Source organism: Hymenobacter seoulensis, assembly GCF_054780535.1.
This window is the reverse complement of record NZ_BAAGWD010000003.1, coordinates 193,039-206,304: the sequence shown is the minus strand read 5'-3', so window position 1 is coordinate 206,304 and position 13,266 is coordinate 193,039. Positions and strand designations below refer to the sequence as shown.

The following is a 13,266-nucleotide window of genomic DNA, read 5'->3' as shown; positions in this document are numbered from 1 at the left end:
ATTGGCTATGAAAAAACGACACCTCGCCCTGCTAAGCGGACTGCTTGGCTTCTCCTTGTCCCCGGCATTAGCCCAGAAAACCCCGGCGAAACCAGACTTCCACCAGTGGGCTCTTACCCCGCCCATGGGCTGGAATAGCTGGGACTGCTACGGCCCCACCGTAACGGAAGCCGAGGTGAAAGCCAACGCCGATTATATGGCCAAAAACCTGCTGCCCTTTGGCTGGGATTATGTGGTAGTAGACATCCGGTGGTATGTAGGCAACGATACGGCCCACGGCTACAACGAAACCAACCCCGACTGGAACATTGATGCGTACGGCCGGTTTGTGCCTGCCCCGAATCGATTTCCATCAGCAGCAGGAGGGAAGGGCTTTAAACTGCTGGCTGATTACATGCACGCCAAGGGCCTGAAGTTTGGTATCCATATCATGCGGGGCGTGCCGGTGGTGGCGGTGCAGCGCAAACTGCCCATCCTCGGCAGCAAGGCCACGGCCGCCGATATCTACTCCAAAGAAGGGCAGGCCGGTTGGCTCCGCGACATGTACACCATAGTAGCCGGCAAGCCGGGTGCCCAGGAATACTACAACTCCCTCTTTAAGCTCTATGCTTCGTGGGGCGTCGATTTTGTGAAAGTGGATGATCTGTCGTCGCCGTACCACAAGGCAGAGGTCGAGATGATTCGCAAAGCCATTGACCTGACGGGCCGTAAAATTGTGCTCAGCACTTCGCCCGGCGAAACCCCCATTGTCGAGGCCAAGCACGTGCAGGCCAACGCCAACATGTGGCGCACCGTGGGCGACTTTTGGGACAGCTGGGAGCAGCTCAAAGAACACTTTGACGTTTGCGACCGGTGGTCGCCCTACATCAAGCCCGGGGCTTTCCCCGATGCCGATATGCTGCCACTAGGCCGGTTGGGCATCCGAGCCGAGCGCGGCGACGACCGCATGAGCCGCTTCACCCACGACGAGCAGTACACGCTCATGAGCCTGTGGAGCATTTTCCGCTCGCCGCTTATGTTCGGGGGCGACTTGCCCAGCAACGACGCCTTCACGCTCTCGTTGCTAACCAATAAAGAGGTGCTGGCCATGCACCGAAGCAGCACCAACAACCGGCAGTTGTTCCGGAAAGACAACCTAGTAGCCTGGACCGCCGATGACCCCAAAACCGGCGACAAGTTCCTGGCCCTCTTCAACGCTCAAGATCAGGAGCTGGCCCCGGCCAGCGAAGCCGCGTGGTCCAGCAATATCATCACACGCCAAACCCCCGGCCAGAGCCAGTCCATTGAGGTAGACATTACGGGCGCCAGCAAGCTGTACCTGAATGTGCGCGACGGTGGCGACGATATTGCCTGGGACCACGCCGATTGGCTAAACCCTGTGCTCAGCAACGGCAGCAAAACCGTTGCGCTCAGCACGCTTCCCTGGAAAAAGGCCTCAGCAGGCTGGGGCAACGTGACGGCCAATAAAAGCGTGTCGGGCGCTGACTTAATAGTTGCTGGGAAAAAGTACGAGCAGGGCATTGGAACGCATTCCAACTCCATGGTGGAGTATGAGCTGCCAGCTGGTTTCACACGCTTTCTGGTTACCGCCGGGCTCGATAATGCGGGCGCGGCCCAGAATACCGGCGGTACCGTACAGTTTCTAGTCTTTACAAAGAACCCGTTTCGGCCCATGCCCGCTGATTCGGTTAAAATTCCAGTAGCGCTTACTCAACTAGGCCTGTCAGGCTCTTACACCGTCCGGGACATGTGGACGGGCAAAACGACCAGCAGCGTTACGGGTGAATTTGCGCCGTATGTGCGGCGGCATGGCGCTAAACTGTATCGAATTTCAAAAGCCAAAAAATAGTCGCGCAACAGAGGCGTGCATTTTACCTCATTGTACTGAACGACTGAGTTCGAGCATCTTGTTTACCTAGCATTCGCAAACACGCAACCCAAACGGGTGTGTTACTCTTGCGGTGCAATTCCCACTTGCTTATGAAACGTATTCTTCCTTCTCTTTTGCTGACTGGCGCGCTTGCCTTGCCTGGTTTTACACAATCGATTAAGCGCTCAGATTATCCTATTCAGGCGGTTTCGTTTACCAAGGTAAAGCTGGCTGATAACTTCTGGCTGCCGCGCCTGAAGACGAATACGGAGGTCACGATTCCGGCTTCGTTTCAGCGCTGTGAGGCTACCAACCGCGTGAAGAACTTTGAGATGGCCGCCGCCAAGTCGGGGAAATTTGCCACCATCTTTCCCTTCGACGATACCGATATTTACAAGACCATTGAAGGCGCCTCGTATTCGCTCAAGCTCTACCCCGATGAAAAGCTGGATGAGTACATGGATGAGCTGATTAAGAAAGTAGGCGCTGCCCAAGAGCCTGATGGCTACCTCTACACCGCCCGCACCATTGACCCCGCTCACCCACACGCGTGGTCGGGGCCGGAGCGCTGGGTGAATGAGCGCGAAATGAGCCATGAGCTCTATAACTCGGGGCATCTGTATGAGGCTGCTGTAGCGCATTATGAAGCTACCGGCAAGAAAAGCTTACTCAACATCGCCCTGAAAAACGCCGACCTCGTGTGCTCGGTATTTGGGCCAGGCAAGCGGGGTGTAGCGCCGGGTCACGAAATAGTGGAAATGGGTTTGGTGAAGCTCTACCGCGTGACGGGTAAGCCGGAGTACCTGAGCACGGCCAAATTCTTCATTGAGGAGCGGGGCAAGTACAAAGGCTACGACCCCAAGAGCCCCGACCCCTTCCGCAATGGCTCCTATTGGCAAGACGACAAGCCCGTGGTAGACCAGCGCGAAGCCGAAGGCCACGCTGTGCGCGCCGAGTATCTGTACTCCGCCATGGCCGATGTGGCAGCCCTCACCGGCGACCAGAAAATGCTGGCCGCAGTGGACAGCATCTGGCAGAATATGGTGTCGAAGAAAATGTACGTGACGGGCGGAACGGGTGCCGTGCCGGGTGGTGAGCGGTTTGGGGGCAACTACGAGCTGCCCAATACCACTGCCTACAACGAAACGTGTGCCTCAGTAGCCAACGTGTACTGGAACCAGCGCATGTTCTTGCTCCACGGCGACTCAAAGTACGTGGACGTGCTGGAGAAAGTGCTTTACAACGGCCTGATTTCAGGAGTGGGCCTCGATGGCAAATCGTTCTTCTACTCGAACGCCATGCAGATCAAAAACAGCACAAGCTTCCCGCAGACGGAGCCCGCCCGCGCCGGCTGGTTCGACTGCTCGTGCTGCCCCACCAACATGGCGCGCCTAATGCCCTCGCTGCCCGGCTACGTGTACGCCCAAAAAGGCAATGATGTGTACGCTAACCTGTTTATCAGCGGCACTACGGACCTGACGCTGAACAAGAAGCCCTTGCGCATCACGCAGCAAAACAACTACCCCTGGCAAGGCGACCTGAAGTTTACCATCAGCCCAGCCGCTACCACCGATTTCAATTTGCTGGTGCGCTTGCCGGGTTGGGCCCAAGGCGAGGCTATGCCGTCGGATTTGTACCGCTTTGCTATGCCTTCTGCCCAGAAAGTAAGCATTAGCGTGAATGGCAAACCCGTGACCTACACCACCCGCAACGGCTACGCGGTGCTAAGCCGTAAGTGGCGCAAAAACGACGTGGTAGAAGTGAAGCTACCGATGGAAGTGCGCCAGGTGGTGGCTAGCCCCAACGTGCACGACAACCTCGGCAAAGTAGCGCTGCAGCGCGGCCCCGTGGTGTATTGCGCCGAGTGGAAAGACAACAACGGCAAAGCCAGCAACCTCATCGTGCCGGCTGCTACCTCCTTTACCACCGCCTACCAGCCCGACGTGCTCAATGGTGTGATGCAGCTACAGGCCACGGTGCCCGCCGTGCAGGTAGATGCGGCCAATAACTCCATCAGCACCACGCGCCAGACCATGACGGCCATTCCGTATTACGCCTGGGCCAACCGCGGCAAAGGCGAAATGACCGTGTGGTTTCCGCAGCAGCTAACCGACGTTGACCTGATTTCGCGCCAGCCCAAAGAAGTAACCGTGGGCAAGTAAACGCTAGCTCCGTAACACGAGTAAACCGCTCAGTCCGGCTGTCAGATAGCATCAGGGAGTTGCCAGTTGCAGGTACACTAGTGATGCTCCGATGGCCGGACTGAGCGGTTTAGCTTTTTCCTTGACCTAGTTATTTCTTTCGGAAGGCCAGGTAGTCGAGGTAGTACAACACTTTGATAGAAAGCGAGTTGTTGTGCGGTGTATTAATGGTGTTATTGAAATTGTTGAAGTATTGGGGGGTAGCCTCTTCGGCTAGCAGATACGTGGAGCCAGCATTTTTCCAGACGATGCTCACCTGCGAGCCAGGGGCAAACCACCACGAGTACACCGCATCCACGTTGAAGGCGTTGTAGGTATTGTCGCGGTTGCGCTGGTAGTCGACCAGGGTTTCGGTGCCGCCGGGGGCTAGGGTAGTAAAATCGGCGTAGCGCACGTTGCTGGTGTAGTGGCGCGTGCGCAGCGTAAACGACATGCGGTTGGTGAACGTGTACGCCACCGAAACCACATTCGAGACGGTATTCACGTTGCGACGGCCTAGCATAATCTGGTTTTTGAAGGGCAGGTCAAGCGGCTCCTCGTCGTTGAGGCCCCCGTTTACGTAGCCAATCTGATTTTCACTCAGGCTCCAATCGAGGCTGTAGCGGAACGTAAGGTGGTCATTCACGCGGTAGCGAGGGTAGGCACCAAAGCTGTACCGTACGCGCCGGGGCCGGTCAAGATGCTCATCCGTAGCGTAGTGCTGAATGCCCGCATTTAGGCCCACGGCAAAAGGCTTGCGCGTATCGGAGTTAATAAAGCCTACAAAATCGGCGTAAGCCGGAACGCGCACAAAGTATTTGCCCAGCGTGTCGGTGCGCGGCTCAAAGAAATCGTGCGTGACGGCATTGTATACAAAGTCGTAGCCGATTTGCAGGAAGCTCTTGGTGAAAGTGGTGTTGAAACCGTTGTAGAAATACAGGCTTTGGTAGCGCGTGGGGCTGTACAGAAGCGCGTGCCCTACCTGGCTGAAAAAGGCCATGTTATTCACCTTCCAGAAGGGCTTGTACTTGCGGTAGGCCACGCTGGCTGTCTGGGTGATGTTGTTGTTGCCAAACAGAATGCCTAAGTCATTGGGGTTGTAGGTATCCGACTCAATCTTGTGGTTTACATCCCAGGTGAAGTTGCCGCTGATTTTGCCTACGCCCACCGTGTACTTGTAGCCATCTTGGTCATCAACGGCCTTATTCGAGCCGAAGTCAGTGCCGCGCCGCCTGGAGTACACCATACTGCCATCCATAGCGTAGGAGTTCTTCTTGTTGGCAAAGCGAAACAGGCCACCGGTCACGTTGGCATCGTAGGTGCTGCCCCAGCGCGTGACGTTGGTGTTGATGAGCGACACGTACGAGTTGTTTTTCAGGCTCTGGTCCAGCACCATGATGTTGTAGTTGCTGAAGGGCTGCGTCAGCACCTCGCGCTCCTCGCCGGTTTCCGTATCGCGCAGTGTGGCGTAAACATCGTTGCTGAGCGCATTAAAAAAACCGATGCCAAGTCCTTGTTTGGTTCGGCCTGAAATCTTGGTGGCGTTCAGCAGGCGGGTTTCAGCGGGGTTGCGCACCAACCGTTCTTTACTACCTGCCCGAACCCCGTAAAAGCCGATTGGCGTGGCGCCCACACGCCTTGAATAAAACAGGTTGCCTTTGTTGAACAACTCCGTGCCTTCGGTAAAGAACTGGCGGTTCTCATTGAATTGTACCTCGAAAGGGGAGAGGTTGAGTACTTGGTTGTCGCTCTGTACCTGCCCGAAGTCGGGTACTAGGGTCGCGTCTAGGGTAAAGCTCTCATTGATGCCCCATTTGATGTCGGCGCCCCCATTGAAGCTAGTGGTAGTGCGCTTGGTGCCTTCGGCATTCAGCGGATTGTGATTCACGTAGCTTGACACGTAGGGCGTGAGTGACAGCCGCAGCGGCGGCTTAATATCGCGCACGCCGCGCAGCTCGCCCCACTGGTTTACAAAGCCGTTCACAGCGGGCTTCACTTCGTTCCAGAAAAACTGCGCGTTGTCGCGCTTGCGTTGCCTAGCAAAGTTGAGGCCCCAGAGCTGCTCTTGCGCATTACTAAAGCGGATGGCCGAATAGGGAATACGCATTTCCGCAATCCAATCGGTGCCGGTTTGGGTGGTGTGGGCATCCCACACCGCATTCCAATTGAAATCCTCGCCGCCGGCCGGGGAGTAGCGGCCATCCAGCTGCACGCCGGAGGTAGTAACGGTAAAGTTGTAGCCATTCAGCTGGTCATGGTACGTATCCAGAAACACCGAGAAAATATCGGTGTTGCCAAACTCATCCCGCTGGGTCATTTCGCGCAGAATGGAATCTTGGGCCACATCGTGCATGATGGCCCCGATGTAGAGGTTCGCATCATCGTAAAGTACCCGTACTTCTGTTTTCTGCTTTTCCGGTACTCCCGGATTAGGGCGTTGCTGAATGAAATCGGTGGCAATCGGGGCTTGCTGCCACACCGCTTCATCCAATACCCCATCGAGCTTGACGGGCTCCGCGATACGCACCGCCTGTAGTTGGCGCTTAGGCGCTGGGGTGGAAGCAGCGGTGGAGGCACTGCCCGGTGTTGAGGTTTGGGCCGATGCTAGCCCTAGTCCGCCCCAGAACCCCAGGAGCAGGAAGAAAAAACGCAGAATAGAGCTAGGATACATAGTCTTGGGGGTGAGGGGAGTGCAAACGGGAGGGAAGAAAGGCCCCGAAAGTTTGGGCAATACTGTGGCTGCAGCAGCTTGAGCTGCGCTTGCCATAAGGGTCAGGAATGGGAGGAGTACCGGCTAAAAAACTATTCGTTACAGGGACTTCTGTGCGTCAGAGCAAAATCTGGTTTCACCGTCCGGCGGAGCACGTAACAGGCCCCTCTACGCGTAGCTCAGACTAATAGTGTGTGGATGTAATAAACTGCTTAGTAGTAAGTTAAATAAAATATTGCTTCTGTATTTAAGTATTCCTGTTAACTAAACCTGCCGTTGCTCTCATGATGGCGAGAACCGGCTTTGTTCTATCAGGGCTGTTGTCCGGGCTACACCAAAAGCGGGGACTTGGTTGCAGCCAAATCCCCGCTCGCTAGGCCACTCACTTTGCCTTGCGGATGTAGATATTGCCGTTCAAGGTTTTCATCATAAACTCCGGGCCACCGCCGTTAATTTTGCCGCTTGTCCAGCTGTCTTGGCTAACGCGGTAGGTGCCATCTTTGGAAGTGCGGGTTACTTTAGGAGCGCTATTGTCCACCGCCATGTCGAAGTCGCTGTAGATTTCACCGCGGTCCGATTTCAGCTTCAGGTTTGCTTTGGCTCTGCTCGGAAAGCTCACGTCAATCTTACCGTTCACGCTGGAAAAAGCCATCGGCACGCCGCTTGTGATGTCTTTGAAGCTCGTGAAGATGTCGCCATTCACGGTGTTGACTACGGCCGAGCCCGCTACATCTTCGAGGCGCACGGAGCCGTTGACGTTTGAAATTTCCAGCTCGCCGGTCACGTTCTGCACCGAAATGTTACCATCATTCACGGTCCCAATCTGGAGGGAAAACTGACGGGGTACTTTAATGACGAAATCCACCGGGTTTTGCCACGACTGCGTTTTGATGTACACATGGTTGTCGCGCTCCTGGGCTGTAACATCCAGGCCATTCACTTTCGAGAGGCGCCGCATACCGGGCGGCGCGTCATTATCTGAAGAGCCAGAAGAGCGGCCGCCGCCCCGGTTGGCTACGTCAATCACCACATCTTTGCCGGTGGTGCCTTCCACTTTAATGGAGCCGCCCACCAATTTTAGGTGTAACACACCAGGCTTGCCGGGCGAGCTAAGGGCGACAGTGAGTTGTTCTCTACCTGCCTGTTGCGCCGCAAGCGGCCGGACCCACGCCAGTACAAGTAGGGTCAGAAGGGTGCGAAATAGGAGCTGGTTCATCGGGTTTGCTGTTTGATGGTGACGTTGCCGTTGATGGTTTCAAAGCGGAAATCGGTGCCGCCTTTGCCCAGCCGTACGGCCGTCTCTTTACTGATTTTGTATTTGGTGCCCTGGCCGTCGCGCTGCTGGTTTTGCGTCACGCGGGCCGGTAGTACTTCGGTTTTAGGAAAATCCGTGAACATCTCACCGTGCATGCTCTTGAAGTAGAGGTCACCGGATACGTTCGGCGGATAGCTTACCTGAATGTTGCCATTGATGGTATGGTAGCTGGCCCCTTTGGTAGGAGCCACGGCGTACGTCACGTCCACGTCGCCATTTATGGTATGAGCCAGCGTAGCCTGCTGGGCGTTTTTAATCGTGACGGTGCCGTTTACATTGCGGGCTTGCAGCGGGCCGGTTACGTCCTGCACCAGCACTTTGCCACCGTTCACCGTCGAGACGCGCACATCCATGTTGGCCGGCACTTTCACCGTGTAGTCAAACTGGTAGGAGTAACGCGGGCCTTCGTTGTTTTTCCAGTTGTCCTTGAAGCGGCCGTTCTGCTGTTTTTCGCGGTTTGGCCGCGAGTCCTGGGGGCCAGAAATGTAGAGCAATACACTGTCGCCGTGCTGCTCAAAGCCGGGTTGGGCTTCTTTCTGGCCTAGGGCCAGCAGCTCTGCGGTGGGCGCCTTCACGGTCTTCGTGATTTCCACTACCACGGTCTTGCCACTGTAGCCCTGCACTGTTACGGAGCCGAAGATGTTGTAGAGGGCAAGTGTGCTGCCGGGGTTGCCGCTGAGCGTAAACTCCTTGTTGATTTTCTCAGTGGCTTCGCGAGTCTGCGCTTTCAGCGAGCAGCTAGGCAACCACAGGAGTAGGCAGACCAGACTGAGTATAGTTGTCGGTTTCATAGGAAGTCGATGAAGTAGAGGGTGGAGGAGTTTTGTCGTTCGACAGGGACTCAATGCTTTGCTCGATTTTGTCTTTCACTTGCTCATTCAGGTTTTCCTGCTTGAGCAGCCGGCGCAGGGGGCGCACCGAGCGGCGCTCCTGCAGCTGCACCATCACATCTGCCAGTGCCGATTGCACCAACGGTGAATCCTGCAGGGTAAGGGACCGAACGAGGCCCTGGCGTACCATGGGGTCTTGGCTAAGGCCCGCTAGTACCTCCAGAGAAGCCAGCCGCACGTTCACGTTGGGATCTTGGTTGAGCGTGCTGAGCAAGGCTGCCACCACACGCTCATTGGTGGGGGCTACTTCCTCAGCGTAGCTCACAGCCCGCAGGCGCTGCACGGCCGAGGGGTTATTCAGAAGGGCCAGTACTTGGGTTTGCTGCACATCGGATGAGGAGGCAGCGGGTAGCGTAGTAGTAGGCTGCTGAACGGCTAGCTCGGACGTCTCCGGGCGACCTTTCAACAGATATCCGGCTACCAGACCTACTAGCAGCAAGGCCAAGCTATAGGCTACGCGCATGCCGTAAGCAGGCTGCCACCATTCTTTTATGCGCTCCAGAATGCCGGCCACCGACCAGCGTTGCTTGCGCTGCTCTTCTACTTGAAACTCGGCCAGCATGGAGTAGAAGCGCGGGCGCATCTGCTCGCTGGTTGCTGGCACGGGGAGTTCGCCCATGGAGGTCCAGAGGGCCTGCACGGTGCTCAGTTCCTGCTGGCAGCCGGGGCATTGGGTTAGATGAGCTTCTATGGATTGGTGCTGGGCGGCCGGTAACGTGCCCGCTAACCAATCCATCAGCTCTTCTTGTACCCCCTCACAGTTCAACTTTGCTTCCATTTTCGAGTTTCAAATAAATATCCTTGAGTTGGCAGAGGGCCCGGTGCGCGCGCACCTTCACGGCCCCCACCGTAGTATCGAGCAGCTGCGCTATCTGCTCGTATTTCAGCTCCTGAAAGCGGCTCAGCACGAGCACTTCCCGCTGGTCAGGACTTAGGCAAGCCATAGCCCGGTGGAGCAATTCCACATCCTGCGTTTTTTGCAGATGGCCATCGGCGGTAGTGCCCCCGGCAATCTTCTCGCTCCAGTCGGCCACATCTTTGTGGTGGAGCGAGGGTTTTTCTTTCTTGGCGGCATCGGCTAGCACGTTGCGCGCCAAGTGGTACATCCAGGTTCTGAACTCGCCCTCCCCATTGAAGGTGTGGCGGTACTTCAGCATCCGGTAGAACACGTTCTGCACGAGGTCTTCACTGGCCGTGGCGTTCCCATTGGAATGGTAGAAGAACGCAAACAGCGGCCTATGGTAGCGCTCGAACAGCAGGCCCATCTTCTCGACCTGGCCGGCCTTCACTTGCAGCATGAGCGAGTTGTCAGTAAGCGAGTTCAAGCGTTTGGTCGGTGAGGTGTGGGAGCGTATTCGGCGGTGGAAACTTCGCCTTTTCCCGAAGGTTACAGCTTCCTGTGAAATATTTTTTCGAGCGGTGTGCAGAGAGGTATTTGCCTGACTGGCATTGTTACAAAAGCACGTCTTGCTGAGCACCCCCGAAGCATCTCTGCCTCTGACTATTCAAACTACTTAGACCTCCGCACCGAAGCGCTAAAGATGCTTCGGTGGCGCCTAGCAGGGCGTTGAAGGCCACGTGCTTAACGACGAGCCGTGGGAGGTTGCTTTGTTATTTAGGCTTAGTAAAAAGTAAAGCAGCCGCTTCAGCTCACACCGGAAATAGGCGCGAGCTGAAGCGGCTGCTTTAGGTAAAATAAAGGCCTAGAAAGGCGCTAGGCTATTTGCTTGGCTGGCTTTGCAGATGGCGTGGGCAGGGCAGCGAGCAGGCCAATGGCGGCGCCTAGGCCTGCTACCAGCGTAAACGATATCCGTAGGCTGGAAAACTCGGCTACTAACCCAATCAAAGGCGGCCCCAGCAGAAATCCGAGGTAGCCAATGGTGGATACCATAGCCAGCGCTACCCCCGGCGACACGGTAGTAGACTGCCCAGCTGCGCTGTAGGCTAGGGGCGTAACCGACGCAATGCCAAAACCCACGAGCAGAAACCCAATAACCGATGGTATAAAAGCCGGCCACACCACCGCCGTTAAGAGGCCAGCCGTAATAAGTGCACTGCTGATTTGCAGCATGCGGTTGGTACCGAAGCGGTGCGTAAAGTAGTCGGAGATGAAGCGGCCCAGAGCCATGGTGCTCATGCAGGCCACGTAGCCAGCGGTAACCAGCGTTGCATCGGGGCGCACTACTTTTTGGAAATACACGCCGCTCCAGTCAAACATGCAGCCTTCGCAGAGCATACCGCAAAACGCAATCAGGCCAATGCGGAGCAGGTACGGCTCGGGGCGGCGCAGGCTGGGGCCGCTGGCATCGGAGCCGGTATCCTGCGGTAAGGTGTGCTGATGCGCCAGCACCGTGAGCACCAGCCCTAGGCCCATCACGAGCGTAAAGTGCCAGAGCGGCGTCTGCTGCCACCGAATCAATAAAGTACCCAGTGCACCACCCAGAAAACCGGCTAGGCTCCATAGTCCGTGAAAGCTCGCCATAATGGGCTTGCCGTAGGCTGCCTGCACGCCAATGGCTTGGGTATTAACGGAAATATTGAGCAGGTTGCCGGCAAAGCCAAACAGCACCAGGCAACCCGCCAGGCTCCAGAAACCTGCCGCCCAACCCAGCAACGGCAGAAACCCCGCATACATACACGTTGCCAGCAGCACTACCACGCGGCTGCCATAGGTATGCACCATCCAGCCCGCCACGGGCAGCGCCAGCATGGAGCCCACCGGTAACGCCAGCAGCAACTGGCCCAATTCACCTTCGCTCAGGCCCAGCTTCAGCCCGATGTCGGGGATGCGCGAAGCCCAGGAAGCAAAGCACAGCCCCGCCACAAAGAACAACACGCTAACGGCTACGCGCCGCTGCGCAGGGGAGGTTTCAGCCATCCGTGTACCTAGTAAACCAACGGGGAGCCACATCGTGACTCCCCGTTAGTAGCTTCAACATCAATAATTAATAACATCATGCTGCGCTTGCCGAAGCATCTCTACCGTTTCGTACTCACGATTGGAGTTAGCCAGAAGTAGAGATGTTCCGCGGGGCTCAGCATGACGGGCTCTTTGGCTTCTTCGTTACGCAGTAGCACCAGTTAGCGCCTCTTGGCGCTTCTGCTCCAGCACCTGCATCAGTTTGCCGAAGGGCTCCGTGAATTTTTTTGCGCCTTCCTGCTCCAGCTGGTTGGTAAGGGCTTCCAGATCCAGACCCAGCTCGGGCAGGCGGGAAAGAACTTCTACCTCCTGCTTATCGGCCAAGCGGTTAGCAGGCTGGCCTTTAGCGCGGTAAAAATCCAGGGTTTCTACCGGAATCGTATTCACCGTGTTCGGACCAATAAGGGCCTCCACGTACTTCAGGTCGTCGTACTTGGGGTTTTTGTTGCCGGTGCTGGCCCACAACAGGCGTTGCGGTTGCGCTCCTTGCGCTTTCAGCGCCTCCCAACGCGGGCCCGCAAAAATTTCGTGGAACACCTGGTAGGCTTGCTTGGCGCTGGCAATGGCCACCTCGCCCACGAGGCTTTGGGCTAACTCGCCTTTATCACTGCCTTCGGCTGCCAGCTTTTCCAGCATGGGGTCGATCAGCACATCAATCCGCGAGAGGAAGAAACTAGCCACGGAATCCAACCGCTTCACCGAGCCGCCCACTTTCACCCGGTCTTCGAGGCCTGCTAGGTATGCCTCGGCCACTAAGCGGTAACGCTCCACGCTGAAAATCAGCGTCACGTTTACGTTTACGCCAGCGGCAATCAGCTGCCGGATAGCAGGTAGGCCCTCCAGTGTGGCGGGCACTTTAATCATCACGTTCGGGCGGTTCACTTCTTTCCAGAAGTGGAGGCCTTCTGCCACCGTGCCCTCCGTATCGTTCACTAGCTCCGGCGAAACCTCCAAGCTCACGTAGCCGTCGCCGCCCTTTTCAGGGTGGTCGTAGAGGGGGCGCAGCAGGTCGCAGGCTTGTTGCACATCAGCTACGGCCAGCTTGGCGTAAATCTCATCGGCCGAAAGACCTTCCTGGGCAAACTGACGAATGTCGGCGGCGTAGTCGTCGGAGCCGGCAATAGCTTTCTCGAAGATGGCCGGGTTAGAGGTTACGCCCCGCAGGCCGTCTTCGGTGATGAGGCGCTGCAGCTCGCCGTTGTGCAGAATATTGCGGCGAATATAGTCGAGCCAAATGCTCTGGCCGAAATCGTGAATGGCAACGAGTGGGTTCATATCAATGGGTGTTTTTTTAAAGGGAGTAAAAAGGAACGTCATGCTGCGCTTGCCGAAGCATCTCTACCGCTGGCTAACTCAACTGGCCTAGATGAATCGGTAGAGA

The 13,266-nt window shown here is 56.4% G+C and carries 9 protein-coding genes; 2 read left to right on the top strand and 7 right to left on the bottom strand.

All coding sequences use genetic code 11. The features are described from left to right. The first annotated feature begins 7 nt into the window (after positions 1 to 7). Together ACYVHC_RS14520 and ACYVHC_RS14515 are read left to right on the top strand one after the other, a co-directional pair. On the top strand, positions 8 to 1,849 hold the full coding sequence (locus tag ACYVHC_RS14520) for an NPCBM/NEW2 domain-containing protein (RefSeq protein WP_460614479.1): 1,842 nt from the start codon (positions 8 to 10) through the stop codon (positions 1,847 to 1,849). Positions 1,850 to 1,980: 131 nt separating this feature from the next. Further along, positions 1,981 to 4,032: a glycoside hydrolase family 127 protein gene (locus tag ACYVHC_RS14515; protein WP_460614478.1), complete on the top strand. Its 2,052-nt coding sequence runs from the start codon at positions 1,981 to 1,983 to the stop codon at positions 4,030 to 4,032. Positions 4,033 to 4,162: 130 nt separating this feature from the next. On the opposite strand, the gene ACYVHC_RS14510 is transcribed toward ACYVHC_RS14515, so the two are convergent. The 7 genes from ACYVHC_RS14510 to tal form a co-directional block, all read right to left on the bottom strand. Further along, on the bottom strand, positions 4,163 to 6,721 hold the full coding sequence (locus ACYVHC_RS14510) for a DUF5916 domain-containing protein (protein WP_460614477.1): 2,559 nt from the start codon (positions 6,719 to 6,721) through the stop codon (positions 4,163 to 4,165). A 421-nt stretch (positions 6,722 to 7,142) separates the two neighbouring features. Then, entirely contained in the window at positions 7,143 to 7,850 is a 708-nt protein-coding gene (locus tag ACYVHC_RS14505) for a DUF4097 family beta strand repeat-containing protein (protein WP_460614476.1), read from the bottom strand. A 122-nt stretch (positions 7,851 to 7,972) separates the two neighbouring features. After that, positions 7,973 to 8,866, bottom strand: a complete 894-nt coding sequence (locus ACYVHC_RS14500) for a DUF4097 family beta strand repeat-containing protein (protein WP_460614475.1) — start codon at positions 8,864 to 8,866, stop codon at positions 7,973 to 7,975. Beyond that, positions 8,814 to 9,743 carry a zf-HC2 domain-containing protein gene (locus ACYVHC_RS14495; RefSeq protein WP_460614474.1) on the bottom strand — a complete coding sequence of 310 codons (930 nt, stop codon included), beginning with the start codon at positions 9,741 to 9,743 and terminating at the stop codon, positions 8,814 to 8,816. The genes ACYVHC_RS14500 and ACYVHC_RS14495 overlap by 53 nt, the downstream gene beginning before the upstream one ends. Beyond that, the gene (locus ACYVHC_RS14490) at positions 9,721 to 10,290 is read right to left on the bottom strand and encodes an RNA polymerase sigma factor (RefSeq protein ID WP_460614473.1); all 570 of its coding nucleotides are present in this window, start codon (positions 10,288 to 10,290) and stop codon (positions 9,721 to 9,723) included. The genes ACYVHC_RS14495 and ACYVHC_RS14490 overlap by 23 nt, the downstream gene beginning before the upstream one ends. Before the next feature lie 389 nt (positions 10,291 to 10,679). Continuing rightward, positions 10,680 to 11,843 (bottom strand): MFS transporter, encoded by a 1,164-nt coding sequence (locus ACYVHC_RS14485; protein WP_460614472.1) that lies wholly within the window; start codon positions 11,841 to 11,843, stop codon positions 10,680 to 10,682. A gap of 186 nt (positions 11,844 to 12,029) precedes the next feature. Beyond that, entirely contained in the window at positions 12,030 to 13,160 is a 1,131-nt protein-coding gene (tal, locus tag ACYVHC_RS14480) for a transaldolase (protein WP_460614471.1), read from the bottom strand. Between the last annotated feature and the right edge of the window lie 106 nt (positions 13,161 to 13,266).

Coding starts and splice junctions, on each gene's coding strand:
- tal (WP_460614471.1), bottom strand. CDS start 13,160: ATGAACCCACTCGTTGCCATTCACGATTTCGGCCAGAGCATTTGGCTC.
- ACYVHC_RS14520 (WP_460614479.1), top strand. CDS start 8: ATGAAAAAACGACACCTCGCCCTGCTAAGCGGACTGCTTGGCTTCTCC.
- ACYVHC_RS14500 (WP_460614475.1), bottom strand. CDS start 8,866: ATGAAACCGACAACTATACTCAGTCTGGTCTGCCTACTCCTGTGGTTG.
- ACYVHC_RS14485 (WP_460614472.1), bottom strand. CDS start 11,843: ATGGCTGAAACCTCCCCTGCGCAGCGGCGCGTAGCCGTTAGCGTGTTG.
- ACYVHC_RS14515 (WP_460614478.1), top strand. CDS start 1,981: ATGAAACGTATTCTTCCTTCTCTTTTGCTGACTGGCGCGCTTGCCTTG.
- ACYVHC_RS14495 (WP_460614474.1), bottom strand. CDS start 9,743: ATGGAAGCAAAGTTGAACTGTGAGGGGGTACAAGAAGAGCTGATGGAT.
- ACYVHC_RS14510 (WP_460614477.1), bottom strand. CDS start 6,721: ATGTATCCTAGCTCTATTCTGCGTTTTTTCTTCCTGCTCCTGGGGTTC.